Source organism: Nocardiopsis sp. MT53 (assembly GCF_019598965.1).
Taxonomy (GTDB): domain Bacteria; phylum Actinomycetota; class Actinomycetes; order Streptosporangiales; family Streptosporangiaceae; genus Nocardiopsis; species Nocardiopsis changdeensis.
This window is the reverse complement of the sequence record NZ_CP080599.1, coordinates 2,556,466-2,582,095: the sequence shown is the minus strand read 5'-3', so window position 1 is coordinate 2,582,095 and position 25,630 is coordinate 2,556,466. Positions and strand designations below refer to the sequence as shown.

At 73.8% G+C, this 25,630-nt stretch carries 31 protein-coding genes; 25 read left to right on the top strand and 6 right to left on the bottom strand.

The window, feature by feature from the left end:
- The first annotated feature begins 8 nt into the window (after positions 1-8).
- The 6 genes from K1J57_RS11420 (at position 9) to K1J57_RS11395 (ending at position 3,879) form a co-directional block, all read left to right on the top strand.
- The gene (locus K1J57_RS11420) at positions 9-614 is read left to right on the top strand and encodes a hypothetical protein (protein WP_220564418.1); all 606 of its coding nucleotides are present in this window, start codon (positions 9-11) and stop codon (positions 612-614) included.
- Positions 601-1,785, top strand: coding sequence for an SRPBCC family protein (locus tag K1J57_RS11415; protein ID WP_255646970.1), 1,185 nt, complete (start codon positions 601-603; stop codon positions 1,783-1,785). The genes K1J57_RS11420 and K1J57_RS11415 overlap by 14 nt, the downstream gene beginning before the upstream one ends.
- A 97-nt stretch (positions 1,786-1,882) precedes the next feature.
- Complete coding sequence (locus K1J57_RS11410; protein ID WP_220564416.1) at positions 1,883-2,305, top strand: gas vesicle protein; 423 nt, start codon at positions 1,883-1,885, stop codon at positions 2,303-2,305.
- Entirely contained in the window at positions 2,292-3,086 is a 795-nt protein-coding gene (locus K1J57_RS11405; RefSeq protein ID WP_220564415.1) for a GvpL/GvpF family gas vesicle protein, read from the top strand. Before K1J57_RS11410 ends, K1J57_RS11405 begins: the two co-directional genes overlap by 14 nt.
- Complete coding sequence (locus K1J57_RS11400) at positions 3,083-3,385, top strand: gas vesicle protein (protein WP_220564414.1); 303 nt, start codon at positions 3,083-3,085, stop codon at positions 3,383-3,385. Before K1J57_RS11405 ends, K1J57_RS11400 begins: the two co-directional genes overlap by 4 nt.
- 29 nt (positions 3,386-3,414) lie before the next feature.
- Positions 3,415-3,879, top strand: coding sequence for a gas vesicle protein K (locus K1J57_RS11395; protein WP_220564413.1), 465 nt, complete (start codon positions 3,415-3,417; stop codon positions 3,877-3,879).
- 350 nt (positions 3,880-4,229) lie between these two features.
- Here the strand turns inward: K1J57_RS11395 and K1J57_RS11390 are convergent, their stop codons facing one another.
- The gene (locus tag K1J57_RS11390) at positions 4,230-4,889 is read right to left on the bottom strand and encodes a bifunctional 2-polyprenyl-6-hydroxyphenol methylase/3-demethylubiquinol 3-O-methyltransferase UbiG (RefSeq protein WP_220564412.1); all 660 of its coding nucleotides are present in this window, start codon (positions 4,887-4,889) and stop codon (positions 4,230-4,232) included.
- 222 nt (positions 4,890-5,111) lie between these two features.
- Positions 5,112-5,708 (bottom strand): TetR/AcrR family transcriptional regulator, encoded by a 597-nt coding sequence (locus tag K1J57_RS11385; protein ID WP_220564411.1) that lies wholly within the window; start codon positions 5,706-5,708, stop codon positions 5,112-5,114.
- 196 nt (positions 5,709-5,904) lie between these two features.
- Here K1J57_RS11385 and K1J57_RS11380 point away from each other — a divergent pair, with 196 nt between their 5' ends.
- On the top strand, positions 5,905-7,542 hold the full coding sequence (locus K1J57_RS11380) for an MDR family MFS transporter (RefSeq protein ID WP_370634646.1): 1,638 nt from the start codon (positions 5,905-5,907) through the stop codon (positions 7,540-7,542).
- A 36-nt stretch (positions 7,543-7,578) separates the two neighbouring features.
- Here the strand turns inward: K1J57_RS11380 and K1J57_RS11375 are convergent, their stop codons facing one another.
- Both K1J57_RS11375 and K1J57_RS11370 read right to left on the bottom strand, forming a co-directional pair.
- The gene (locus tag K1J57_RS11375) at positions 7,579-8,028 is read right to left on the bottom strand and encodes a GNAT family N-acetyltransferase (protein ID WP_220564410.1); all 450 of its coding nucleotides are present in this window, start codon (positions 8,026-8,028) and stop codon (positions 7,579-7,581) included.
- 123 nt (positions 8,029-8,151) lie between these two features.
- Positions 8,152-9,480 (bottom strand): ATP synthase F0 subunit B, encoded by a 1,329-nt coding sequence (locus K1J57_RS11370; protein ID WP_220565461.1) that lies wholly within the window; start codon positions 9,478-9,480, stop codon positions 8,152-8,154.
- 391 nt (positions 9,481-9,871) lie between these two features.
- Here K1J57_RS11370 and K1J57_RS11365 point away from each other — a divergent pair, with 391 nt between their 5' ends.
- The gene (locus K1J57_RS11365) at positions 9,872-10,429 is read left to right on the top strand and encodes a gamma carbonic anhydrase family protein (protein ID WP_220564409.1); all 558 of its coding nucleotides are present in this window, start codon (positions 9,872-9,874) and stop codon (positions 10,427-10,429) included.
- A gap of 117 nt (positions 10,430-10,546) precedes the next feature.
- Here the strand turns inward: K1J57_RS11365 and K1J57_RS11360 are convergent, their stop codons facing one another.
- Positions 10,547-11,428 (bottom strand): ABC transporter permease, encoded by an 882-nt coding sequence (locus K1J57_RS11360; protein WP_220564408.1) that lies wholly within the window; start codon positions 11,426-11,428, stop codon positions 10,547-10,549.
- 38 nt (positions 11,429-11,466) lie between these two features.
- Positions 11,467-12,447, bottom strand: a complete 981-nt coding sequence (locus K1J57_RS11355) for an ABC transporter ATP-binding protein (protein WP_220564407.1) — start codon at positions 12,445-12,447, stop codon at positions 11,467-11,469.
- A 357-nt stretch (positions 12,448-12,804) separates the two neighbouring features.
- Between K1J57_RS11355 and K1J57_RS11350 the strand changes: the two genes are divergently transcribed.
- The 17 genes from K1J57_RS11350 (at position 12,805) to K1J57_RS11270 (ending at position 25,604) form a co-directional block, all read left to right on the top strand.
- A complete protein-coding gene (locus tag K1J57_RS11350; protein ID WP_220564406.1) occupies positions 12,805-13,545 on the top strand; it encodes a bifunctional 2-polyprenyl-6-hydroxyphenol methylase/3-demethylubiquinol 3-O-methyltransferase UbiG in 741 nt (246 codons plus the stop codon).
- Positions 13,535-14,599, top strand: a complete 1,065-nt coding sequence (gene lxmK / locus K1J57_RS11345; RefSeq protein WP_220564405.1) for a class V lanthionine synthetase subunit LxmK — start codon at positions 13,535-13,537, stop codon at positions 14,597-14,599. Before K1J57_RS11350 ends, lxmK begins: the two co-directional genes overlap by 11 nt.
- On the top strand, positions 14,596-15,552 hold the full coding sequence (locus K1J57_RS11340) for a T3SS effector HopA1 family protein (RefSeq protein WP_220564404.1): 957 nt from the start codon (positions 14,596-14,598) through the stop codon (positions 15,550-15,552). Before lxmK ends, K1J57_RS11340 begins: the two co-directional genes overlap by 4 nt.
- A 76-nt stretch (positions 15,553-15,628) precedes the next feature.
- Positions 15,629-15,793 (top strand): LxmA leader domain family RiPP, encoded by a 165-nt coding sequence (locus K1J57_RS11335; RefSeq protein ID WP_220564403.1) that lies wholly within the window; start codon positions 15,629-15,631, stop codon positions 15,791-15,793.
- Between the two features lie 195 nt (positions 15,794-15,988).
- On the top strand, positions 15,989-16,147 hold the full coding sequence (locus K1J57_RS11330; RefSeq protein ID WP_220564402.1) for an LxmA leader domain family RiPP: 159 nt from the start codon (positions 15,989-15,991) through the stop codon (positions 16,145-16,147).
- Positions 16,148-16,172: 25 nt separating this feature from the next.
- On the top strand, positions 16,173-16,337 hold the full coding sequence (locus tag K1J57_RS11325) for an LxmA leader domain family RiPP (RefSeq protein WP_220564401.1): 165 nt from the start codon (positions 16,173-16,175) through the stop codon (positions 16,335-16,337).
- Between the two features lie 25 nt (positions 16,338-16,362).
- Positions 16,363-16,545, top strand: coding sequence for an LxmA leader domain family RiPP (locus K1J57_RS11320; RefSeq protein ID WP_220564400.1), 183 nt, complete (start codon positions 16,363-16,365; stop codon positions 16,543-16,545).
- Between the two features lie 29 nt (positions 16,546-16,574).
- Positions 16,575-16,751, top strand: coding sequence for an LxmA leader domain family RiPP (locus K1J57_RS11315; protein WP_220564399.1), 177 nt, complete (start codon positions 16,575-16,577; stop codon positions 16,749-16,751).
- Between the two features lie 58 nt (positions 16,752-16,809).
- Positions 16,810-16,986: an LxmA leader domain family RiPP gene (locus tag K1J57_RS11310; protein ID WP_220564398.1), complete on the top strand. Its 177-nt coding sequence runs from the start codon at positions 16,810-16,812 to the stop codon at positions 16,984-16,986.
- A gap of 103 nt (positions 16,987-17,089) precedes the next feature.
- On the top strand, positions 17,090-17,818 hold the full coding sequence (locus K1J57_RS11305) for an ABC transporter ATP-binding protein (RefSeq protein WP_220564397.1): 729 nt from the start codon (positions 17,090-17,092) through the stop codon (positions 17,816-17,818).
- A complete protein-coding gene (locus tag K1J57_RS11300; protein WP_220564396.1) occupies positions 17,815-18,642 on the top strand; it encodes an ABC transporter permease in 828 nt (275 codons plus the stop codon). The genes K1J57_RS11305 and K1J57_RS11300 overlap by 4 nt, the downstream gene beginning before the upstream one ends.
- 35 nt (positions 18,643-18,677) lie before the next feature.
- Positions 18,678-19,673 (top strand): LLM class flavin-dependent oxidoreductase, encoded by a 996-nt coding sequence (locus tag K1J57_RS11295; RefSeq protein WP_220564395.1) that lies wholly within the window; start codon positions 18,678-18,680, stop codon positions 19,671-19,673.
- Complete coding sequence (locus K1J57_RS11290) at positions 19,666-20,283, top strand: flavoprotein (RefSeq protein WP_220564394.1); 618 nt, start codon at positions 19,666-19,668, stop codon at positions 20,281-20,283. Before K1J57_RS11295 ends, K1J57_RS11290 begins: the two co-directional genes overlap by 8 nt.
- Positions 20,277-21,230 (top strand): hypothetical protein, encoded by a 954-nt coding sequence (locus tag K1J57_RS11285; protein ID WP_220564393.1) that lies wholly within the window; start codon positions 20,277-20,279, stop codon positions 21,228-21,230. Before K1J57_RS11290 ends, K1J57_RS11285 begins: the two co-directional genes overlap by 7 nt.
- Complete coding sequence (locus K1J57_RS11280; RefSeq protein WP_220564392.1) at positions 21,227-22,513, top strand: pitrilysin family protein; 1,287 nt, start codon at positions 21,227-21,229, stop codon at positions 22,511-22,513. The genes K1J57_RS11285 and K1J57_RS11280 overlap by 4 nt, the downstream gene beginning before the upstream one ends.
- On the top strand, positions 22,513-23,820 hold the full coding sequence (locus tag K1J57_RS11275) for a pitrilysin family protein (protein WP_220564391.1): 1,308 nt from the start codon (positions 22,513-22,515) through the stop codon (positions 23,818-23,820). Before K1J57_RS11280 ends, K1J57_RS11275 begins: the two co-directional genes overlap by 1 nt.
- Positions 23,817-25,604, top strand: coding sequence for an ABC transporter ATP-binding protein (locus K1J57_RS11270; protein WP_220564390.1), 1,788 nt, complete (start codon positions 23,817-23,819; stop codon positions 25,602-25,604). The genes K1J57_RS11275 and K1J57_RS11270 overlap by 4 nt, the downstream gene beginning before the upstream one ends.
- Positions 25,605-25,630: the final 26 nt, after the last annotated feature.

Genomic DNA, 25,630 nt, shown 5'->3' with positions numbered 1-25,630 from the left:
GAGACCCGGTGGGGGACACAGCCAAGATCGTGGCCGCGGTGGCGGGCGGTTACGTCCTGGGACGACGGAGGAAGCTGAAGCTCGCCATCGCGCTCGGCCTCTACCTGGGGGCGAAGAAGCTCGACATCGACCCGCGCAGGATCGGACGGGACCTGCTCAAGGAGGTCTCCTCCCTGCCCGCGGTCGGTGATCTGAAGCTCCAGTCCCGTGAGCAGCTGGTCGAGGCCGGCAGGGCGGCGGTGGGCGGCATCGCCGACAGGTGGGCCGGCGGTCTGGCCGAGTCCCTCGAGAACCGGACCTCGCGCCTGCGCGAGGGCCTCGCCCCCGAGAAGGGCGGCTCCGAGGACTCCGGGGACGGCCGGCCGGATGCCGAGGCCGAGTCGGAGGACGGGGGCCCGCCGGAGGAGCCGGAGAAGGAGGACTCCTCCGAGGACGAGGGCTCGGCGAAGGGCGGGACCTCCGGAGCGAAGGGGACCCGCAAGCGCGGGCGCGCCCGGTCGGGGGCCGAGCGGGCCAAGAGTGCCGCCGGGCGGACCGCGGGCGCCGCGCGCAAGACCGCCTCCCGGCGCAAGCGCGCCGCCGATGACGAGGGGGAGGACCGTGACGAGGACTGAGGAGGCCGGCCCGCTGGCGCGCCTGCGGGCCGCGGCCGACGAACACGAGGGGACGTCCCGGCTCGCCGACGCCCTCCAGGACTACCTCTCGGTCAAGGCGAGCAGCCTGGTCCACGGGGCCGCGCGCAGGCTCGGCTCCGCCGTGGAGCGCCTCGGTTCCGGGGACTCCTCCTCGTCCCCGGTCGCCGCCGAGGTGGGGAGCAGGCTCGCGGAGGGGAAGAACGCCGCGAGCGCCCTCGTCTCCGGCGGGGCCCGGGGGCTGGGCCGCAGGGCCGAGCGGATCTTCCGCGGGAAGGACTCCGGTTCGGACGGGGCCCCTCCGGTGGTCATCACCGAGGACCTCGACGTGGGCGTCCCCGTCCGCGTGGCCTACGACCAGTGGACCCGCCTCCCGGAGTTCGGCGCGTTCACCAGGGGCGTGCGGAACGTGGAGAGGACCGGCGACGCCTCCTCCCACTGGGAGGGCAGGATCTTCTGGTCCAGCCGCAGCTGGGACGCCGTGGTCACCGAGCAGGTCCCGGACGAGCGGATCGCGTGGTCCACGGAGAGCGACAAGGGCACGATGCGGGGGGTCGTCACCTTCCACGCCCTGGGGCCGTCCCTGACCCGGGTCCTGCTGCTCATCGAGTACCGGCCCAAGGGCCTCATGGAGCGCACCGGCAACCTGTGGCGGGCCCAGGGCAGGCGCGTGCGCGCGGACTTCAAGAACTACCGGCGCCGGGTGATGATGCTCGGCCGCGAGGGGGAGCGCGAGGTCGAGGGCTGGCGCGGCGAGATCCGCGGGGGCGAGGTGGTCCTCTCGCACGAGGACGCCCTCGCCCTGGAGGAGGCGGGCCTCACCGCGCGGGAGTGGGCCGAACTCGAGGACCTGTCCCCCGAGGAGCGCGAGGAGCTCGCCGGGCTGGACGACGAGGAGCGGGAGGCGCTCGCCGCCTTGGGCGCCGAGCGCGGACGGAACGGCCCGGAGGGCGGTCCCGACGAGGGGTTCGAGGACGAGGAGGACGAGCCCGAGGACGGGGCCGAGGAGGAGCCCGCCGAGGACGAGGACCTCGAGGACGAGGACCTCGAGGACGAGGACCTCGATGAGGAGGACTTCGAGGAGGACGGGGATGACCTGGAGGACGGGGAGGAGATCGAGGATGACGAGGAGGACGAGCCCGAGCCGCGCTGAGAGGGGGCGCCCGGCGCAGCGGGCCGCGGCTCCGCCGCCGGGCGCGCGCACGTGACACCGGACCCGCGGAGACGGCGCGGACGGAGGGCCGATACCCATGAGTGAACCCACACCCTGGCGGGGCGGTCCCAGCGAGATCCGCCCTTCGGGAAGGGCGTCGTCCGCCAATCTGGCCGACGTCCTGGAACGCGTTCTCGACAAGGGCGTCGTGATCGCGGGCGACATCAAGATCAACCTGCTGGACATCGAACTCCTCACGGTCAAGCTCCGGCTGCTCGTCGCCTCGGTCGACAAGGCCAAGGAGATGGGCATCGACTGGTGGGAGCACGACCCGGCGCTGTCCTCCGGTGCCTCCCGGCGCCGGAACGACGAGCTGGCCGCGGAGAACGAGCGGCTGCGCGAGCGCCTCGCGGCCCTGGAGGAGCACCGGGCGGGGCAGGTGGAGGCGCCGGAGGCGGCGGCCTCCGTCGAGGACGCGAGGACGGAACGGCTGGAGGAGGACGGCCATGAACCGGGCTGAACAGGCGAGTTACGCCTACGCCGTGTGCCGGCCCTTCGACCCCGGGGAGCTCGACGGGCTCACCGGTGTGGGCGGCCACCCCGTCCACCTCGTCACCCGGGGCGGGCTCGCCGCCGTGATCAGCACCGTCCCCGCCGCCGAGTTCGACGAACAGGCCCTGCGCACCAGGCTGGAAGACCTCCGGTGGCTGGAGGAGGTGGCGCGGGCGCACCACGGCGTCGTGGCCGGGGTGGCCGCGCGGTCGGTGACCGCCCCCCTGAGGCTGGCCACCGTCTACCGGAGCGACGACCGGGTGCGGGAGGTGCTCGACGAGAACGCCGCGGCCTTCGAGGAGACCCTGGACTCCCTGGCGGGCCGGGTCGAGTTCGGGGTGAAGGTGTACGCCGAGGCGGCCCGCCCGGCGCGCGCCCCCGAACCCGCGGCCCCCCTCCCCGGGGAGAGCCCGGGCAAGGCGTATCTGCGCAGGCGCAGGGAGCAGCGCGACCGGCGCGACGACACGTGGGAGAAGGCGTCCGACCTGTGCGAGCGCGTGTCCCTGGCCCTGGAGCGGCACTCCCTCGCCCGGGTGCGGCACCAGCCGCAGAACGCGGCCCTGTCGGAGTCCTCCGGCGAGAACGTCATGAACAGCGCCTACCTCGTGGACCGGGGGCGGGCGGCGGAGTTCGTCGGGGCCGTGGAGGCGCTGGCGGCCGAGGCGCCGGAGGGCACCAGGGTGGAGGCCTCCGGGCCGTGGACCCCCTATTCGTTCGCGTCCCTGCGCACGGACGGGGAGGGGACGTGAGCCCGGCGCCCCGGGAGAGGGAAGGACCGCCGGCGGACGGCTCCCCCTTCGGGGAGGCCCGATCCCTGACCACGGTGCTCGACGAGGACCTCCCCCTGGCCGACCGCGAGATCTCCCTGGTCGACCTCCTCGACAGGGTCCTGGCCAAGGGCGTGATGATCACCGGGGACGTGACCGTGTCCATCGCGGACGTGGACCTCGTCAGGATCTCCCTGCGCGCGCTGGTCTCGTCGATCAACGAGGACGTGCCCTCGCCCTGGGAGCACGGCCACCCCCTGAGCGGGTGGATCCGGCCATGACGGGAACCCGCCCGGGAAGGGGTGAAGCGATGTCGGAGACGGACGGACGCCCTCCGGGGACCACGGCCCGCGCGGACCCGGACGAGGCGCGGGAGGCCGGCGCGAACGGTGTGGACGGCGTCCTCGCTCCGCTCCGGGACGTGCTGGACGCGACGGCGGAGCGGCGGGAGGAGGGCGCGGGCGCGCACTCCGGTTCGGCCCGGCAGCGGCTCCGCCACCGCATCGAGACCGAGCCCGACACGGTCGAGCGCGACCTGATCAAGCTCGTGCTCACCGTGGTCGAGCTCGTGCGGCAGCTCATGGAGAGGCAGGCCCTGCGGCGCGTGGACCAGGGGGACCTCACCGAGGACCAGGAGGAGCGGATCGGCATGACCCTCATGCTGCTGGAGGAGCGCATGACCGAGCTGCGCGACCGCTACGGCCTCACCGCCGCCGACCTCAACCTGGACCTGGGGCCGCTGGGCTCCCTGCTTCCGCGCGATCCCGAGGGGTAGGACCGCGCGCCGCGCGGCACCCGACCGCGGGCGCGTGAGACCGCAGCGCCCGAACGCAGGCACCTCCAGGTTCCGGCGCGCGGCACCCGACCATAGGCGCACAAGACCATGGCGCCCGGACGCAGGCGCACGAGACCGCGGCGCCCGGACGCAGGCTCCTCCGGGCCCCGGCGCGCGGCACCCGACCGCGGGCGCGTGAGACCGCAGCGCCCGGACACGGGCGTCTCCGGGTCCCGTCTCGGCGGCGGGGCGCCGGGCGCCCCGCGCCGCCGAGGCGGGCCCGGGGCGCGGCCCCGCGGCCGGGTACGGGTCCGCCCGCCGTCCGCGGGGACGGCGGGCGGGCCCCGGCGTCAGGAGCGGCGGCGGGCGCGCAGGACCACGTCGTGGATGGTGTACTCGGTGCCGTTGTAGACGGCCGGGCGCGGCCGCTCCTCCAGGGTCACCGTCTCCCAGCGGTCCTCGGGGACCAGGGCCGCCATGTCCTCCAGGGTCGGGAACATCTCCGGCCACGGCGGGCGCGGCACCCCGTCCTCCAGGTCGCGCAGGGCGTGGGAGACCAGCAGCAGGGTCCCGCCCGGGGCGACCGCCGCGGCCAGCCCGCCGAACACCTCCGCCCGCCGCTCCGGGCGCGGCGGCAGGTAGTGCGAGGTCACCAGGTCGTAGGCGCCCTCCGGCGGCACCCACGTGTAGATGTCGGCCTGCCGCCACGTGATCCGGGCGGCGGCCTCGGGCACCTGCTCGGCGACCCGGGCGGCCGCCTTCTCCAGGGCCACCGCGGAGATGTCCGTGGCGGTCACCTCCCAGCCCCGCTCGGCCAGCCACCGGGCGTCGTCGCCCTCGCCGCTGCCGACCTCCAGCGCCCGGCCCGGCTCCAGGCCGGCCGCCTCGGCCACCAGCGCGACGTTGGGGTTCCCGCTCCAGATCCGCTCCGGCGCGGCGAAGCGCTCGTCCCAGTACTCCGCGCGGAACATCTCCGGCGGGGGCGCGTCGGGGAACTGCTCATCGGTCATCGTCGACCACCTCCACGACCAGACTCACCGCCGGGGCCCCGGTACGCCACTCTCCTTGCCGATCCGGCAAAACAGGGCCCGCAGGCCGTCCGTGGGAGGTGCCGTCGGTCGAGGGCCGCCCCCGGAAGGCGGGCCGGCCGCAGGCCGTCCTTCGAGGGCGGTGGCGGGCGACGGGAGGGCGTCGGCGGACGACGGCCGGGAGGTACCGGGCGGCGGGCGGGGTCACTCCCCGGCGAAGTCCTCCAGGCACAGGTCGAGGAGCGCCTCGACCCGGCGGGTGAGGTCCTCCCGGGCCTGGGCGCGCAGCGCCGTGGCGCCCTCGACCAGGCGGACCCGGGTGATGCCCAGCATCAGCGCGGTCACCAGGGAGGCGTTCGCGCGCGCTCCGGTGCCGCCGCCGAGGTAGGCCTCCAGGGGGTCGATCAGGGCGCTGGTGATGCGCCCCTGGTAGACCGCCTGGAGGTCGGGGTCGCCCGCCGAGTGGTCCAAGGCGCGCTGGAGGGCGCTGCTCTCGCCGTGCAGGCGGCTCACCACGTGCTCGGCCAGCCGCCGGGTGAGGGTGTCCCGGTCCCCCTCGATCAGGCCGGGGAAGACGCCGTCCTCGCGCAGGATCTCGGTGAGCAGGCCGCGCTTGGCGCCGAAGTAGCGGTTGATCAGGGCGACGTTGACCCCGGCGTGCGCGGCGATCTTGCGCGAGGACACGGCGCCGTAGCCCTCCTCCGTGAAGAGCTCCCGGGCACTGGCCAGGATGCGCTCTCTGGTCGCCTCGCGGCCGCGGGCGGGCCCGGCACCGCTTCCGGTTCCGTCCGTACCGTCCATCTCCACACCCTTCGGCGGACCTGCTCTGACTGTGCGGATTCCAGGTTGACACCCCGGCTGCCGGTTCGCCTACCGAATCGTCCCCGGTGATATCGACTTGACAAGGTCAACACCGTTTACCTATACCTGGAGATGGACATTCCGCCCCCGGCAATACGCCGCGGGGCCTTTCGTGTGTCCGGGATGAGGGATCTCGTTGGAACAGGCAGTACGCAGTGCATCCGTCCCCCGTACCCCGGAACCGCCCGATCCCCACGCCCAGGTCCTCCCCTCCCCCAGGGTGGTCCGGCGCATCATGGTCGGCCTCGTCCTGGCGATGCTCACCTCGATGCTCACCAACTCCATCATCGGCACCGCGCTGCCGACGATCATGGGCGAACTCGGCGGACAGGACCGGCTGGCGTGGGTGGCGACCGCCGCCCTGCTCACCATGACCGCCTCGACCCCCGTGTGGGGCAAGCTCTCCGACATCTGGGGCCGCAAGCTGCTGTTCCAGGTGTCCCTGGGCATCTTCATCGTCGCGTCGGTCGCGGCCGGGCTGGCCCAGGACATCAACTGGCTGATCGCCGCCCGCGCCCTCCAGGGCCTGGGCGTGGGCGGTCTGGCCACGCTGCCCAACATCATCCTGGGCGACGTGGTGGCCCCCCGCGAGCGCGGCCGCTACAGCGGCCTCATCGGCATGGTGTTCGGGGTGTCCACGGTGCTCGGGCCGCTGGTCGGCGGGTTCCTGGTGGACAGCCCGCTGGGGTGGCGCTGGTGCTTCCTGATCACGGTGCCGCTGGCGGTGTTCGCGTTCGTGGTCATCCAGTTCATGTTCACCATGCCGTTCACGCCCCGGCGCGACGCCCCGGTCGACTACACCGGCGCCGCCCTGATCTTCGGGGCGGCCAGCACCGCGATCGTGCTGCTCAGCCTGGGCGGCACCCAGATCGCCTGGACCTCGCCGCTCGCGATCGGCCTGGGCGCCGCCGCGGTGCTGCTGACGGCGGGCGCGGTGGTCGTGGAGCGGCGGGCGCGCGAGGCGATCATCCCGGCCCGGCTGTTCCGCGACCGGACGTTCGTGCTGTCCTCGGCGGCGTCGGTGTGCGTGGGCATGATGATGTTCGGCCTGATCATCTACATGCCGCAGTACCTCCAGATGGTCCACGGGATGAGCCCGACCGTGTCGGGGATGATGACGCTGCCGCTGGTGGCGGCGTTCCTGGTCACCTCGATCGGCTCCGGGTACGCCGTGAGCGGCAGCGGCCGCTGGAAGGCCTACCCGGTCGTCGGCATGGTGCTGTGCGTGGTCGGGTTCGTGCTGCTCTCCCTGGCGCACCTGGACCCGGGGCTGACCTCGGTGGTCGCCGGGCAGGCCCTGGTGGGGCTGGGCTTCGGCCTGAACATGCAGCTCCTGCTGCTGGCCACGCAGAGCTCCCTGCCCACCGCCGACATGGCCGCGGGCACCGCCTCGGTGGTGTTCTTCCGCAACCTGGGCGGGGCCACGGGCGTGGCGGCGTTCGGCGCGGTGATGGTCGGGCGGCTCAACACCGAGCTGGCGGCCGCGGTGGCGGCGGCCCGGGAGCGGGCGGCGGCCGACGCCGCGGGCGGGACCGACTCGGGCGCCGCGGAGCTGGCGGAGCAGCTGGCCGGGGCGGGCCGGGCGGCCCAGGGTTCGCCGGAACTGGTGCACACGCTGCCGGGTCCGGTGCGCGACGTGATCGTGGGCGCGTTCGACCACGCGATGCAGGGAGTGTTCCTGGCGGGCGTGCCCATCGCCGTACTGGGCCTGGTCGCGGTGGCGTTCATGCGGGGCGTGCCGCTGCGCGGCGGTCCCCCGGCCCGGGGCCGGTAGGCGCCGCGGGCCCGGAGCGGACGCCCGGGGCACGGGTCAGAGGTAGCGGCGGAAGCCCTCGGCGGAGTCGGAGAAGCCGAGGGCCCTGTAGAACTCGTGGGCCCCCCGCCTGCTCTCGTGGGACAGCAGCTCCACCTTGTAGCACCCGGCCCGGGAGGCGCGGTCCAGCGCGTCCTCCATCAGGGCCCGGCCGATGCCGCGGCGGCGCAGGTTCGGGTCGACGACGAGGTTGTCGGCCACCGCCCAGGGCTGGGCGTCGTGGGTGAGGTTGGCGACCACCAGCAGGTCGAGGGTGCCGATGATCTGGCCCCGCTGCTCGGCGACCAGGACGGTGCGGTCCGGGTCGTTCTCCATCCGGGTCCAGGCGCGCACGGCCGCGGAGGACATGCGGACGTGAGCGCTCTGCGTGTGGGTCGTATCGCCGAGTTCGCGGAGGAGACGCAGAATCGCACCGAGGTCGGACCGGATGGCCGCGCGGATAATCATGGCTTCCGGAATGGTAGCCGACCTCCCGCGACAAGGCGGACGTCGCCCTACAACCGGACATAAAACACCAGGGGTGGGGACCTCGGTCCCCACCCCGGAATCGTCGTGCGCGCGGCGCCGGCGCTACGGCTTGCGGATGACCCGCACGCCCTCGTCGCCCGACGGCGGCTGGCCGCCCTCCGGACGCCGGTAGATGCCGGTGATGCCCGGGTCGCCGCCGGGCTCGGCGGAGGCCGGGGCCTGCGGGCCGGTGCCCTGCGGAGCCTGCGGTCCCGTGCCCTGGGGGGCCTGCGGGCCGGTGCCCTGCGGGGCCTGCGGGCCGCCCTCGGGGGCGGGGCCGGTGAACCGCGCGCCCTGCGGGGGACGCGGGGCCTCGGCCTGCGGGCCCTTGGGCTCCTGGCCCTGGGCCGGGCCCTGGGGCCGCGGGTTGGGCTTGATCCGCACCGTGGACTCGTCCGGGACCTCGGGAAGGGAGGTGATCCGGATGGTGGCCTCGTCCGGGGCCGGCTCCGGCCTGGGGGCCTCCGCGGGCTTGGCGGGCTGAGCGGGCTTGGCGGCCTCGGGTGCGGGCTTGGCCTGCTCCGGCTTGGCGGGAGCGGGCTTGGCCTGCTCCGGCTTGGGCTTGGGCGTGAAGACCTCGGTCCTGGCCTCGACCTGGGCCGCGGGCTCCGTCGCGACCGGGCCGGGCGCCTTGGCGGCCTCCGGCTCGGGCTTGGCGGGAGCCGGCTTGGCCTGCTCCGGCTTGGCGGGAGCGGGCTTGGCGGGCTGAGCGGGCTTGGCCGGTGCCGGGGAGACGTTCTCCTCACGGGTCAGACCGGTCTCCAGCGCCCCCGCCTTGTCCTCCGCCGCGACCAGGTCGGCCAGCGTGGAGTGCATGTCGCGCAGGCGGCGCAGCGCCTCGGAGTGCGTCGCGGTCAGCGTCGCGAGCCTGCGGTCGGCGGTGTCGTGGATCTTCTTGGCCCGCGCCTCGGCCTCGCCCAGGCGGCGCTCGCCCTCCTGGCGGGCCTGCTCGCGGAGCTGGTCCGACTCCTTCTTGGCGCCGGTGACCATCTCGGTGGCCTCCGAGCGCGCGGAGGAGATGATGCGCTCGGCGTGGTCCTCGGCGTCCTTGCGGAGCTTGGCGATCTCCTCCTGGGCCCGCTTCCGGGCCTCCTGCACCTCGGAGTCCACCTTGGCCCGGCGCTCGTTCGCCTCCTCCTCCGCGATGCGGAGGATCTCGGCCATGCGCTCGCTGATCTGCTCGTGCTCGGGCTTGGTCTGGGCCTTCTCACGGGCGACCGCCAGGTCGCGCTTGTACTGCTCCAGCTCGTCGTCCATCTGGTTGAGACGCTGGCGCAGACTCTGGTTGTCGTTGTTCAGACGAATGAAGCGCTCGTCGACCGACGCCTTGTCGTAACCGCCCTTGCGCACCGTCGGGAACATGTCCTGTTGCAGTCCGCTACCCGGCAACATATCGCTCATGTGCCTTTCATGTCCTAGTACACCGTCATCGGCTGCACGTCGCAGCTGGTGAGACTTGCCCCGTACCCCATTGTCCGGTGAACACCCGCAAGCCCGTGTAAAGCATGCTCCGTGGGCGAGTGTCCTTTTTCACCGCGACCTCGACCGCACGAGGGGAACGGCCGGGCGCGGAGCGTCACACTGTGGACGACCGAACGACCACGGTAGGCACACGCCGCTACACCCCGTCAAGGGTCCCGAGGGGGACATCGGCGTGCGGCCTACGATCACGTTCTTACTAAGGTATGCGCGATCATCCCCGCGCGGGGGCGGAGCGGTCAACTTCGCCGCCTTCCGCACCGCCGTGAGGGCCGGTGCACGCTCCACCGAAAGGAAGCACGACATGGGCAGTGGGACCGAAGGCAGCGAGGCGGCCCCCGGGCCGCGGATCGGGGAGGCCGGATTCGGCGCCCCACAGATCCACCCCGACGCCTGGATCGCCCCGGGCGCGGTCGTGGTCGGCCGCGTCCGGCTGGGCGCGGACAGCAGTGTCTGGTACGGATCGGTCCTGCGCGCCGACACCGAGGACATCGTGGTGGGCGAGCGCGTGAACATCCAGGACCAGTGCGGCCTGCACTCCGACCCCGGCCAGCCGGTGGAGCTGCACGACGGCGTCAGCCTGGGCCACAAGGCGATGGTGCACGGCGCGATCGTCGAGGAGGGCTCGCTCATCGGCATCGGCGCGATCGTCATGGGCGGGGCCCGGGTGGGCAGGGGCGCCTTCGTCGCCGCCGGCGCGCTGGTGCCGCCGGGCAAGACCGTGCCGCCCGGCACCCTGTGGGCGGGTGTTCCCGGCAAGGTCGTCCGGGAGCTCGACGACGACGACCGGGCCGTGCTGGAGTACACCTCCGTCCACTACGCGCAGCTCGCCCGGGAGCACGCCGGGGTCACCTGGCGCTGAGCCCGGCCGGACGCCGGAACGCGGAACGGGCCCGGGAACGCACGGCGTCGTGCGCTCCCGGGCCCGCTCCGCCCTCGGGGCGGGGCGACCCGTGTCGGGGTCGTGTCGGGGCCGTCGTCAGGACCGGCGCGGGTCCCAGCGGAAGAACCGGTGGGCCAGGAACGCGAACACCGCGATCCAGAAGAGCTGCACGCCGATGGCGGGCAGGGCGTTCACCCACAGCTCCGCGAAGCCGGCGTCGTGCAGCTCCTGGATGGAGCCGAAGGCGTCCGCGCCCAGGAAGCCGGAGCGCAGCATGTCCACGGCCGGGGCGATCGGGAGGAAGCGCAGGACGGTGGCCAGCGAGTCGGGCATGACGTCCAGGGGGATCATCACGCCGCCCAGGACGAGCATGCCGAGCATCGGCACCATGGAGACCATCTGCGCGGTCTCGCCGTTGCGGACCAGCGGGGAGATGAGGGTCCCCAGCAGCGCCATGGACACCGAGGACAGGAGCAGTCCCAGCGCCATCATCACCGGGTCGGCGGGGAGCCGGTCCGCCATCACCCCGACCAGGGCGAGGAAGACCGCGCCCACGACCAGGCAGAGCAGGGTGACCAGGGCGACCATCGAGGTGTGGACCGCCGCCGGGCGCACCCCGCTCACGCGCAGCCGCTTGAGGACCAGGGCCTCGCGGCGCATGGTCAGGACGTTGGCGGGGTGGACCAGGCCCAGGGTGGTCGCGATGGCGACCAGGGTGCCGGGCAGCAGGTAGTGGACGGACAGGACGCCGGGCACCAGCTCCGTGGGCTCCATCACCGCGAAGGGGAGCAGGAAGGCGCCGGGCAGGGCCAGGTACATCAGCGCGGTCTTGTACCGCAGGAAGAGCCGGAACTCGGTCCGGGCGAGGACGGAGACCTGCTGGAAGAGGCCGCTGGGGCGGCGGGCCTCCGGGGTCGCGGGGTCGGCGGGGGCCGGAGCGGCCTCGCGCGCCGTGTCCGGGATGAGGGTGTGCGTCATGGGGTGCTCCTGATTCCGTAGCGGGTTGGATCGGGGGTCTACTCGTCGCCCTCGTCGGCGATCCGGAGGAACACGTCCTCCAGGGTCACGCCGCGGACCTGGAGGTCGGCGAGCTCCAGGTCGTTGTCGCGCGCCCACTCGACCAGCGGGGCCAGCGCCCGGTAGGCGCGGTGCGGGCCGGCCTCGCCGCGCACGGTGTAGGAGACGTGCAGGTGCCCGTCCCGGGTCTCCAGGCCGGGCCGCTCGCCGGACAGGGTCGGCAGGTCGCCGCTGCGCACGCCCGCGGGGACCCGGAACCCGATGTGGTCGCCGTACTCGGCGAGGACGGACCCGATGGTGCCCTCCACCCGGATCTCGCCGCGGTGCATGATGGCGAGCCGGTCGGCGAGCTGCTCGACCTCGTCCAGGTAGTGGGTGGTGAGCAGGATCGCGGTGCCCTGCTCCTTGAGGTCGGAGATGATCTTCCAGGTGTCCCGGCGGCCCTCGGGGTCCATGCCGGTGGTGGGCTCGTCGAGGTAGAGCACCTCGGGCCGGGTGACCAGGGCGGAGGCCAGGTCCAGGCGGCGCTTCTCGCCGCCGGAGAGCTGGCGGACCATGGTGTCGGCCTTGTGCGCCATGCCGACCGTCTCCAGGAGCTCCGCGGCGTCGCGCGGGCGGGAGGCCAGGCCGACCGTGAAGTCCAGCGTCTCGCGGACCGTGAGGTCGTCGAAGAGCCCGCTGCCCTGGAGCACGGCGTTGGCGCGCTCGCGGATCCGGGAGGGCTGGCCGTAGGGGTCCACGCCGAACACCCGGACGGTGCCCGCGCTGGGACGGCGGAAGCCCTCCAGGGTCTCGATGGTGGTGGTCTTGCCGGCGCCGTTGGTGCCCAGCAGGCCGAACAGCTCGCCGGGGCGGATCTCGAAGGAGATCCCCTTGACGGCCTCGAAGTCGCCGTAGCGCTGGCGCAGGTCCCGCACCTCGACGACGGGGCCGGCGGTTCGGTGGTCGGTTTCCTTGTTCTTTTTCGCGGTTTGTTCCATGCCCCCTTTTCTACCTCGATGGAACGGCGCGATCAATATCATTCACCGCACCCGCACGCGAAGCACGGATTATTTTTTAGCGCACTCCCCGAACGGCCTGGAAACCGGTTGGACCAAAGACCAGGACCCGGCCAATCCTTCGACCAGAAGCCCTCTGAACTGCAACGATCACACCCTAGCAAACCTCCGCGCAAAACGGGTCAAACCCACCCGAGAATTCCTCGACCTTGGATTGGAACAGGAATGGAAAGACGGGCAGCGCATTCATCGGGGCGCGGGTCCAGGATGGTGACAACGAAAGAGCGGGACACACCGAAGGCGAACGGGAAAGGACAGGGCGGAGCCGCCCGGAGAGCCATGCAGACGGCGAATATTTACGGGGACTCCCTGGCGGGGGTCTACGACATGATCTACCCGGCGAGCCCCCTGGCCGACCAGGCCGCGGAGTTCATCGCGGGCCTGGCCCCGGGCGGCAGCGTCCTGGAGCTGGGCGTGGGCACCGGCCGCGTCGCCCTGCCGATGGCGGCCCGGGGCCTGCGGGTCACCGGGATCGACGCCTCCGAGGAGATGCTCCGCAAGCTGCGGGAGAACGACCCCGAGGGCCGGATCACCGCCGTGGCCGGCGACTTCTCCGAGGAGCTGCCCGAGGGCTCCTTCGACGTCACGGTCAACCCGCTCAACACGCTCTGCATGGTCAGCGACGCGGAGAAGCAGCTGGCCACCCTGCGCCTGATGCGCTCGCGCACCGCCGACGACGGTGTGGTGGTCCTGGAGACCTACAACCCGCTCATCTACCACGGGCTGGACGAGGGCACCAAGACCGAGGCCCAGCACCTCCAGGACGGCACGGTCGGCCTCTACACGACCTACGTCGACCGGATGGCGCAGCTCGCGGTCATCGTCCGCACCTTCGTCGGAGACGAGAACTCCCGCCTGGTCGAGCTGAGCCGCTACGTCTGGCCCTCGGAGCTGGACCTCATGGCCCGCCTGGCCGGCCTGCGACTGCGCGAGCGGTACGCGGGCTGGAACCGGGAGCCCCTCACCCACCACAGCCAGTCCTTCGTGTCCGTCTACGAGGTGAACCCCGATGGCGAGTAAGCCCACCACCTTCGACCCCATCCCCCTGGAGGACGTCCCCGAGGTCACCGCCCTGCTGGAGCGGAACGGCTTCGGCGGGTTCGTCGAAGACACCCTGACCTCCTACCTGGGCCGCAACGACATCTGGGCCGGCGAGACCGAATCCGGCCGGGGGGTGTTCGTCAAGCGCCTCAACGGACCGGCCGAGGACGTCCGCGCCCGCCTGGAGCGCATCGCCCTGGTCGACGGCCTCACCGCCGACAGCCCCGACCTGGTCGGCCCCCGCGTCCACGCCGTGGACACCGAGCACGGCCTGGCCGCCTTCGAGCTGCTGGAGGACGTGGTCAACGGCGCCGACCTGGCCCGGGACGACCTCTTCACCGAGGAGATGTCCGAGCAGGCCGGACGCGCCCTGGCCGCCCTCCACTCCCTGGAGGTGCCCGAGGAGCTGAGCGCCGGCGCCCGTCCCGCCGACCCGCCGCGCACCCTGGACTCGATCGACCTGGAGACCTACGCGGCGGCCAGCGCGGGCGAACTGGACCTGTGGCGGCTGCTGCACGACGACGGGGAGGTGGCCTCCGCCCTGGCGGTGCCCCCCGGCGGCGCCGGACGGCACCGCACCGGGCTCGTCCACGGCGACCTGCGGCTGGACCAGTTCCTCAGCGACGGCGACGTCCTGTACCTCACCGACTGGGAGGAGATCCGCCCGGGCGACCCGGCCTCCGACATCGGCGCGTTCGCCGGCGAGTGGCTGCACCGCGGCGTCATGGCGATGACCTCCTCCCCCGAGGACCCGATCTCGGGCGGCGCCCGCCGCTTCGAGCTGCTGCGCAGCAACATCGAGGCGTTCTGGGCCGCCTACCTGGAGGCCCGGCCCGAGGCCCGCGGCGACATCGACCTGGCGGTCAGGGCCACGGCCTACGTCGGCCACCACCTGTTCAACCGGGTGCTGGCCGCGGCCCAGCACGCCGCCTACCTGACCCCCCTGAACAAGGCCGCCGCGGGTGTGGGGCGACGCGCCCTGCTGAACCCGCAGGGCTACGCCCCCGCGATCGGATTCGGAGAACGAGTGTGAGTGCGACGACCACCGCGCCCCCGCTGGCGGAACCGCTGCGGCGGGCCCTGGACGAGATCGACTTCGCCCCCGACGGCAAGGAGGGGGAGGTCCGCGGGCACCGGTTCGAGGGGACCGACGCCAAGCACCTGACCGCCTCCCTGGCCAACGCCCTCTACCTGGCCCTGCACACCGGCCGGCCGCCCCGCGCCGCCAAGCGCAACCCGGCCGTCAGCGACCCCCGCATGGTCGAGGCCCTACGGGAGCGGGTCCCCCACGACACGAGCGTCATGGAGGTCCCCGGCGCCGCCGCCGACGGCGGCGCGCAGGACGAGGTCGTGGTCCGCCTGGGCGGTGTCCGGGTCCGGGTGCCGCGCGCCGGGGTCGAGGAGGCCCCGGGCGGGTCCCGCATCCGCATCCCGTCGGTGCTGCCGCGGCGCTCCCCCGGCTTCCTGATGGTCCACGGCTCCCGCGGGCACTCCCTGGACGGCGGGGACATCCTCCGCCTGTACCTGAGCGTCCCCGACCACCTCGGCGCCCCCGGCGTCTGGGGCCGAGCGCTCACCCTGCTGGAGGAGGCGGGCGTCCGCTACCAGGCCAAGGCCCTGTCCACCCGGTCGTCCTACCCGCGCAACGACGCGATCGTCGTCTATCTCGGCAGCTCCTCCTGGCCGGCGGTCCCCGCCCTGGTGGAGGGGTTGCGCGGCACCGAGGGCCTGGGCACCGGAGCCTCCCTCTACACCGCGCCCCTGGCACCCGGCGTCGCCTGGGCCTGGGAGCCGGACGACGAGCAGCTGCGCGACCGGACCCTCAGCTTCGGCCAGCACCGCTCACGGCTGATCGCCGAGGGCCTGGTCCGGGCGGTCCGCGAGGGCACCGACCGCGCCGCGGAGGCGGCCCGCTCCCTGGAGGAGGGCGGGGTTCCGGCCGGAGCCCTGCACCGCGGGCACGGCTCGCCCGACATCGGCCTCTGACGGCCGCACGAACTTCCGGGGCCGGGACACCGCGCCCCGGGACACCAGAGGAAAACACCCAACGAAAGGACACCGCATGAGCGAGAAGACGCTGTTCGAGGGCGCCGACGACTACACCACCCCGGCCGAGATCGTCGAGGAGAACGACGTCGAGAACCCCGAGGCGTCCCCCGCCTCGATCGCGTCCGCCATCGGCAGCTTCAACGCGAGCCTCGCGCTCACCAACACCTTCGGCTGCTGACGAACCCCTTCGGGAGGCGAGGGCCGTGACCACCGGTTCCGAGTCCACCCCACCCACGTCGGGAAACGGGGGCGTCGCCGACGCCCCCTCCATCCCCGACTTCCTGGCGGGCTTCACCGTCGGTGAAGCCCCGCCGGTAACCCCCCGCCGGCACGGACCGGACAACGAAGAGCACACGGAAGAGAAGGAACGGACATGACCGAGAAGAACCTGTTCGAGGGCGCCGACGACTACACCACCCCGGCCGAGATCGCCGAGGAGACCGACGTCGAGAACCCCGAGATCACCCCCACCATCTCGTTCGTCTCCGGCGCCGCGGCCAGCGCGGCCGCCACCAAGGCCATCGGCTGCTGAACCGCCCACCCGAAAGGACACGGACATGACCGAGAAGAACCTGTTCGAGGGCGCCGACGACTACACCACCCCGGCGGAGATCGCCGAGGAGCACGAGGTCGAGAACCCCGAGATCACCCCCACCGTCACCATCTCGTTCGTCTCGGGCGCCGCGGCCAGCGCCGGGGCCACCAAGGCCCTGGGCTGCTGAGCCACCGTCTCGGAAGGACACGGCCATGAGCACCGAATCCCTGATGGGCGGGGCGGACGACTACACCACCCCGGCCGAGATCGCCGGCTCCGCCGAGAGCGAGGTGCCCGAGGTGTCGCTCATCCCGATCACCACGCTCCCCGCCACGACGCTGCCGACCACCGGGCCGGCGACCACCGTGATCACCACTCTGCGCGTCGGCTGCTGACACCCCTGCGGCAGGAAGGAAGGAACGGCATGAGCACCGAATCCCTGATGGGCGGCGCGGACGACTACACCACCCCGGCCGAGATCGCCGACTCCGCCGAGTCGGAGTCCCCGGAGGCGACGCTCGCACCGACCCCCACGCTCCCGACCACCCTCCAGCCGGTCACCAGCGTCACCGTGACCACCACCCTCCGGGTCGGCTGCTGACCGCGGTCCGCACCGATCCGTTCCACCAGGAAACACAACACACGAAAGAAGGAATGACATGACCGAGCAGAACCTCTTCGAAGGCGCCGACGACTACACCACCCCGGCCGAGATCGCCGACTCCGCCGAGTCGGAGAACCCCGAGGTCACCCCGACCGTGGTCGTCTCCATCGCGGTCAGCGCCAGCGCCGCCTCCGGTGCCTCCGTCAGCGGCACCAAGTACTGGGGCTGCTGATCACCTGATCACCCCCTGAAGGAATGAACCGCCCGGGGCCGCCGAGCCGAGCGCATCGGCGGCCCCGCGGTCATCTCCCGACGAGAGAGAGGAAGGCACGTCGATGTCCCCACTGGTCAGGGCCGCCGGTCTGCGGATGGCCTACGGAGCGCGCGAGGTCCTGCGCGGCGTGGACCTCGACGTCCACCGGGGCGAGGTGCTCGCCCTGCTGGGCCCCAACGGGGCCGGCAAGAGCACCACCATGGAGATCCTGGAGGGCCTGCGACGGCGGACCTCCGGAACGGTCGAGGTGCTGGGCCGCGACCCCGGCGACGCGGACGACGCCTGGCGCGGACGCGTCGGCGTCGTGCTCCAGTCCTGGCGCGACCACGCCGACTGGCCGGTGGACGCCCTGCTCCGGCACGTCGCCCTCTACCACGACGACCCGGCCGACCCGGCGGAGCTCACCGCGCGGTTCGGCCTCACCGACTTCTCGGACCGGCGGGTGCGCGAGCTGTCCGGCGGGCAGCGCCGCCGTATGGACCTGGCCCTGGCCGTGGCCGGCCGCCCCGAGGCGCTGTTCCTGGACGAGCCCACCGTCGGCCTGGACCCCCGGTCGCGCCGCGCCTTCCACGACGCGGTCCGCTCGATCGCCGCCGAGGGCGTCGCCGTCCTGGCGACCACCCACGACATGGCCGAGGCCGAGCGCATCGCCGACCGGATCGCCGTCCTGGTCGCCGGGCGGATCACGTTCGACGGCCCCGGCGAGGAGCTCGCCGCCGAACACGGCACCGGCTCCCTGGAGGACGCCTACCTGGCCCACCTGGACTCCCGAGAGGGGATCGCACCGTGAACCGCCGCGCCCTGCGGGCGGGGGCGGACCGGTTCCGCACCGGCGCCCGCCTCGCCCTCGCCTCCCCCGACCGCCTGCTGCTGGACTTCCAGCTGCTCTTCGTCCTGGTCTACGGGACGACCTGCATGGTGGCCGCCCCCCGCGAGGACTCCGACTTCTTCATCACCTCCCCGTCGAGCCTGGCCATGACCTTCCTGATGCTGGTCATGGTGCAGTCGGGGACCTTCGCCGTCGCCCAGGCGGTCCTGGCGGCGCGGGCCGACGGCACCCTGCTGCGGCTGCGGCTGCTGCCCGGCGGGCTCCAGGCCTACGTCGTGGAGAAGTGCCTGCACGTCCTGGCGGTGAGCGCCGTGTCGATCGGCGCCCTGCTGGGCCTGGCGTTCACCGTCGGGGGCCTGTCCGCGGGCGGCCCGGCCGCCCTGCCCGGCGCCCTCGGCTCCCTCGTCCTGGGCCTGCTGTTCTTCGTGGCCCTGGGCCTGCTCCTGGGCGCGGTCCTGCCCGCCGGGGGCGACCTGCTCTCCTACTCGGCGCTGGCCGTGTACGTCCCGGCCGCGCTGGCGGGCACCGGGGCGGCCGCGTTCTTCCCCGAACCGCTGCGGGCCGCCGTGCGGGTCCTGCCGTTCGAGTGGATCGCCAACGGCGTCGACGCCGGGCTGACCGGCGGCACGCCCCTCGGGTTCGGCGGCGCCGACACCTGGAACCCGCTCGTCGCGGCCGCCGTGACGGCCGTCTGGACGGCCCTGCTGCTCGCCGCCGCCGTCCCCCTGCTGCGCCGGATGACCCGACGCGCCTCGGGCTCGGCCCCGGACCGGACCCGGACCTGACCCCACCCCCGCGCCATCGGAAGGAAGAGATCGCCATGTCGGCCCGAGCGCACCTGAGCGTGATCCAGCCCCAACAGCCCGAACGCCCCCAGCTCGTCGAACCCGTGGCGAAGCTGGTCCAGGAGACCGCCCTGCACCGGCTGTGGATGGGGCAGTCCCTGAACGCCGAGACCCACCAGGTACTGGCCTACCTGGCCGGGCGCGGCCACCGCGTCCCCGTCGGCATCGGCGTCACCCTGATGCCGCTGCGGCACCCCTTCGAGGCGGCCGTCCAGGCCCGCAGCCTGGCCCGCATCACCGGCAAGCCCGTGGTGGTGGGCTACGGCCCGGCCACGCCGGGCCTGGTCGGCGCGCTGCGCGGGCGGCCCTACGACACCCCGGCGCGGACCTCCGCCGAGTACGCCCTGGCCGTCCGCGACCTGCTCGACGGCGGCCCGGCCGAGGAGTCCGTGAACGAGGCGTTCCACCAGGGCGAGGGCCTGGTCCTGCCGGAGATCGGCCGGTTCCCCCGCGTCGAGGTGGGCCTGGGCGTGCTGCGCAGCGGGATGGCCCGCCGGGCCGGGGGCGCGGCCGACGTCGCCATCACGTGGCTGACCCCCGCCCACCACGTGCACGACACCATCGCCCCGGCGCTGGCCGAGGGCGCCGCACGGGCCGGGCGGCCCGCCCCGCCGCGGATCGCCACCGTGGTCCACGCGGCGGTCGCGCGCCCGGGCCGCGACCCGCGGCGGCTGGCGCTGCGCGGGGCGAGCACCCACCTGGGCCTGCCGCACTACACCGAGATGCTGCGCAGGGCGGGGGTGCCGGCCGACCCGGCCGACCCCGAGTCGGGCGCCGCCGCCCTGGTCGACAAGGGCGTGTACCTGTACGGGACCCCGGAGGAGGTCGCCAAGGGCCTGCTCGACTACGAGCACGCCGGGGTGAGCGAGATCGTCGTCAACCCCGCCGGGGTCGTGAACACCGAGGGCATCCGCTCGGCCGTCGCCGACGTCCGGGAGATCGCCCAGGCATGGGAGGAGCTCCGTGGCTGAGGAGGCACCGCACCCCGACCTGTTCCCCGAACTCGGGGCCGAACGCCTGCTGGTCATCGTGACCGGCTCGCTGGCGGCCACCCACATGACGTCCTGGTCCCCCTGGCTGAGCATGGGCTACCCGCGGCTGCGCCGCCGGGTGGTGCTGACCTCGTCGGCGACCCGGTTCGTGTCCCACACCGCGCTCACCGCGATGGAGCCCAACCCGGTGCTGGTGGACGCCTGGTCCGACGACCCCACCGAGAAGCCGCTGCACGTGGACCTGGCGGTCTGGCCGGACGCCGTCATCGTCTACCCGGCGTCGTTCCACTTCCTGGCCCGGTTCGCCGTGGGCCTGGGCGACACCCCGGCGATGCTCGCGCTCCAGTGCACGTCCGCGCCGGTGGCCGTCGCGCCGTCCGTGCCCCCGGGTGCGGCCGGATCGCTGGTGTACCGCAAGCACGTGGAGGCGCTGCGCGAGCGCGACAACGTGGTGGTGGTCGACCCGGTCCCGGGGATGAGCGCGCACACCGGCGGCTACGACGCCGCCGTCGCCGCCCCGCTGCCCGACGTCCTGACCGGCGTGGAGTCCCTGCGCCGCACCCTGGTGGGGGTGGGGACGCCGTGCTGACCAGGATCGTCGACGACTTCGGCACCGCCTACGTGCACACGACCGTGCTGCACACCATCACCGACGGGTTCGTGTGGATCCGCAACAGCGGCATCGACCGCTCGGTGCCCATCGGCACCGCCCCCATCCGGCTGCGCCGGCCCCTGGAGGACCTGCCCGGCTCCGTCCGGGCCCGGGTGGACCTGCCGCCCGACCCGGGGCAGACCTGGCGGGTCTTCTCCGCCCCCGGCCCGTCCTCGGTGGCCAAGCGGATGCTCCAGGAGGAGGCGGACGTCACCGGCCCGGGCGGCCTGATGACCGGGACCGGCGAACTGCTGTCCCGCATCCACGCCCTGCCGGTCCCCGCCGAGCCCGTCCTGGCGTCCCCGCAGGGGCCCGCCCGGCTGCTGCGGTGGCTGGAGGGCGGCCGGGGCCCGCACGCCGCCGCCCACCTGCACCGGGTCGCCGGGCGGGTGCTCGGCCGACGGCGGCTCGACCTGGCCCGGGAATGGTGCGAGGACCTGGCCCGGTACGGCCGGGACGTCCCCGGCGCCCTGCTGCACGGGGCGCCCGGCCTGGGGGTGCTCATCCCCTCGGTCTCCTCCGGGTCCGAGGGCGTCCTGCTCACCGGCGAGGAGCTGGCGGTGGGCCCGGCCGAGTTCGACCTCGGCTGGCTGGCCGGGGAGCTGGTGGAGCACCGCGAGGTCGTGCCGGCCTCCCGGGAGGAGGTGGGCCGCCTGCTGGACCGCCTGCTCGCCGGGTACGGGCCCGGCCCGGACCTGGACGCGGTCGGGCGCTACGCCGCCCTGCGGGTCCTGGTCCACGTGCACGACTTCTGCGCCTACGTGGGCTGGCACTCGTCGGTCGACTCCCACCTGGAGGTGGTGGCCGACGCCTTCGACCGGCACGGGGCCGGGCTGCTGGACCACACCACCGGAACCATCGGAACGGAGGACAACCGGCGATGACCACCGCCACCGCACCGCCGCGCACCCTGCACCGGACCCTGTCCAACGGGCTGCGCGTCCGCGTCCTCCCGCTGCGCTCGGTGAGCGCCGTGGGGATCGCCCTGCACTTCGGCACCGGCTTCCGGTCCGACCCCCCGGAGTTCCCCGGGCTCGCCCACCTGGTGGAGCACCTGCTGTTCCAGGGCGACGGCGCGGCCGGGCACTTCACCGGCATCGAGGCCCTGGGCGGGTTCTGCAACGCCTCCACCCGGCAGGACTACACCGACTACTACACCGTCGTCCCCTCCGACCACGCCGAGGAGATGCTGGCCCTGGAGGCCCGGCGCGTCCGCGAGCCGGAGCTCACCGAGGCGGGGCTGCGCACCCAGATCCGGGTCATCGAGGAGGAGATCGGCGCCAAGGGCCGCAAGCCCTACGGCCGGTTCCCGTGGCCGGCGCTGTCGCCGGTGCTGTTCCGGTCCTACGCCAACGCCCACGACGGGTTCGGCGACCCGGCGGCGCTGTCCCGGGCCACCCTGGAGGACTGCCGGGGCTTCCTGGAGGAGTACTGCACGGCGTCCAACGCGGTGCTGACCGTCAGCGGCGACATCGACCCGCTGCGGGCGCTCGACCTGGCCGAGGCCCACTTCGGGACGCTCCCGGCCCGGCCCGCGCCGCCGCGCCCGCACCACTGGGAGCCGGAGCCCGAGGGGACCGTGACGGGCACCGCGCACGACCCGCTGGCGGCCCGGCCCGGGTTCGCCCTCGGCTACCGGACCCCCGACGCCGCGGTCGACCCGGCGGCGCACTTCGGTCTGGCCCTGGTCGCCGAGCTGCTGGCCGGCGGCCCCGGGGCGCTGGTGCCGCGCCGCCTGGCGGAGGTCACCGGTCAGGCCCTGGGGGTGTCGGCCCGCGACGGGCTCTTCGACCTGCTGGACGCGCGCGACCCCGACATGTGGGTCCTGTCCGCGGTCCACCCCGCCGACGTGGAGCGCGACGTGATCCTCGACGCCGTCCGCGGGCAGGTCGGGCGGCTGGCCGAGCACGGCCCCACGGACACCGAGCTGGCCCGTGCGCGGGCCCGGCGGCTGGCCGCCTTCCACCGCCGGACCGACCAGCTCGCCGCCCGCACCCGCGCGGTCGGCCGCGGGGAGCTGCTGTTCGGCGACGGCGACCTGCCGGCGACCGTCCACCGCGGCTTCACGGAGGCGACCGCCGAGGACGTCGCCGCCGCCGCCCGGCTGCTGACCCGGGAGCACCGCGCCCTGCTGGTGCTCTCCCCCGGAGAAGGAGGGGAACACTGATGCGCGTCCACGACCTGCGGAGCCGGACCCTGCCCAACGGGCTGCGCGTGTGCTGCCTGCCGCACGGGGACACCCCCCTGGCGGAGCTGCGGATGGTGGTCCCCGGGACGAGCCGGACGCCCGGCGAGCTGTTCCGGGCCCAGCTGCGGGCCTCGCTCGCAGTGCTGCACACCGGAGCGGGCGACACCTCCCGCGAGGACCTGGAGTCCTCCGCCGTGGAGGTGCACGGCTCCGCCTCGCCCTGGGCGACCGTCCTGTCGGGGGGCTGCGGCACCGCCGACCTCGACCGAACGCTGCGCTACCTGGCCGAGGCGGTGCGCTCACCCGACATCGACCCCGGGGAGGCGGAGCGGGAGTACGGGCGCCAGCGCGCCCTGCTGGAGGCGTCCGCCGCGTACCCCCAGCACCGGGCGGTCGACGGCCTGTACCGGGGGCTCTACGGGGACCACCTGGCGGGCAACCGGGCGGGCGCCGGGCGCCACCCGCTGCCCGCCGAGCCCTCCGCCGAGGACCTGCGGGTCCCCGCGGGCACCTGGGGCCCCCGGGAGGCGATGCTGCTCGTCGTGGGCGGCTCGCTGGACGCCGAGGAGGTCTTCGCGGCCGTCCACCGCGCCTTCGGCGGCTGGGACTCCCCCGCCCCCGGGTGGGTCGTGCCCCCCGTCCCCGCACTGGCCCCGGGCGCGCCCGCCGTGGTCCACGTCCCCGGTACCGACCGGGCCCACGTGAGACTGCGCGCCGACGCGGTGTCCAGCGAGGACGACCGCTACGCGCCCCTGTTCCTGGCCCTGAACACCCTCAGCGGCGGGGCCGTGTCCACCCGCCTCAGCCGCAACCTGCGCAACGACCACGGCTACGTGTACGGCGTCAACGCCTACGTCGACTCCTTCCCCGGCGCGAACCTCATCGCGGTGGAGGCCGAGACCGCGGCGGCCACCGCCGGACCGGTCCTGGCCGGGATCGCCGAGGAGCTGTCCGGGATGGTCCTGGACCCGCCCACGGAGGAGGAGTTCCGCGCGGCGCAGCGGTTCGCCGCCGGATGCATGCGCACCCGCCTGACCTCGCTGGCCGAGGTCACCGGCAGCCTCATGGACATGGCCCTGAACGGCGAGGACCCCATGCGGCTCGCCGACTTCGCCGACCAGCTGGCCCGGGTGACCCACGACGAGGTCGTGGACGTCTCCCGGGAGTTCTTCCGTCCCGAACGCTTCACCGGGATCGTCTGTGGCGACGCCTCCCTACTCGGAACCCCGGAGCCGCTCACCGCACCCACCACACCCCACCAACCGGCCGAGGAGGTCGTCCTGTGAACACCGACGCGCCCGCACCCGAACCCCCGGTGGGCCTGCGCGGCCTGCTGTCCTACGCCCGGCCGCACTCCCTCGCCCTGTGGTCCGGCGGCCTGATCACCACCGTCGCCGCGCTGCTCACCCTGGCCCAGCCGATGGTCGCCAAGTACTTCCTGGACGGGATGGCGGTGGGCGGGGGCCCCGACGTCACACTCATCCTGGTGCTGTCCGCGCTGCTGGTGTTCGCGACGGTCCTGGCCTCCGTCGGCAACTACCTGACCGAGCGCACGGCCGAGGGCATCGTGCACGGTGTGCGCCGCGACCTGGTGCGGCGCATCATGCGGCTGCGCATGTCGGTGCTCGACCACGGCAGCCCCGGCGACCTGCTCTCCCGGGTGGTGTCCGACAGCAACCAGCTGCGCACCGCGACCACCCGCGACCTGGTGGACCTGTTCATCGGCGCACTCCAGTTCGTCGGCATCATCGTGCTCATGGGCTACCTCGACCTGGGGCTGCTGGCCCTGCTGCTGGCCGTGGTCGTGGTGGTCGGCTTCGCGTTCGGGGCCGTCGTGCCGCGCATCCGGCGGGCCAGCCTGAACGTCCAGGAGGCCCTGGGCGAGATGGGCTCGACCCTGGAGCGGTCGCTGAACTCGCTGCGCACCATCAAGGCCAGCGGTTCGGAGGAGCGCGAGATCGCCGTCGTGACGGCCGCCTCCGAGCGGGCGCTCCAGCAGGGGAAGCGCGCCGCGGTGTGGTTCTCCGCCGGGAGCATGTCCACCGGGCTGCTGGTCCAGGTGTCGTTCCTCATCATCCTGGGTGTGGGCGGGGCCCGCGCCGCCACCGGCGGCCTGGACCTGTCCGTCCTGGTGGCGTTCCTGCTGTACCTCTTCTACCTGACCGGTCCGATCACCCAGCTGACCAGCTCGATCAGCGGCCTCCAGGCGGGCCTGGCCTCGCTCCAGCGCATCCGCGAGGTCCAGGCGATGCCGAACGAGGAGGAGACCGGCGCCGTGAGCTGGACCCCGGCGTCCGCCGACCGGCCCGCGTCGGTGTCCTTCCGCAACGTGCGGTTCGGGTACGACCCGCAGGTGCCCCTGTTCGAGGAGCTGACCTTCGACGTCCCCGCCGGGGGCATGACCGCGTTCGTCGGCCCCTCCGCGGCGGGCAAGAGCACGGTCTTCTCACTGGTCGAGCGGTTCTACGAGCCCCAGGCCGGCAGCGTCCGGATGGACGGCCGGGACATCACCGAGTGGCCGCTGGACCGGCTGCGCGCCGGGATCGGGTACGTGGAGCAGGAGGCCCCGGTGCTCTCCGGCACCCTGCGCGAGAACCTGCTGATGGCCGCCCCCGAGGCCACCGAGGAGGAGCTGGCCGACATCATCTCCCGCACCCGTCTGGAGGGGCTGGTCGGCCGGCTGGAGAACGGTCTGGACACCCTGGTCGGCCACCGCGGCGTCGCCCTCTCCGGCGGCGAGCGCCAGCGGGTGGCGATCGCCCGGGCCCTGCTGCGCCGTCCCCGGCTGCTCCTGCTGGACGAGGCCACCTCACAGCTCGACTCGATCAACGAGCAGGCCCTCCAGGAGACCATCCGGGAGGCGTCGCGGATCACCACCGTGATGGTGATCGCCCACCGGCTGGCGACCGTGCGCGAGGCGGACCGCATCCTGGTCCTGGAGCGCGGCCGCATCCGGTCGACGGGCACCCACGAGGAGCTGGTGGAGTCCGACGAGCTGTACATGGAGCTGTCCATGCACCAGTTCGCCGGCGCCGAGGCCGCCCCGGTGGGGGCCGGTGCGCAGGGCTGACCCCGCGCCCCGGGCGCCGGGCGTGT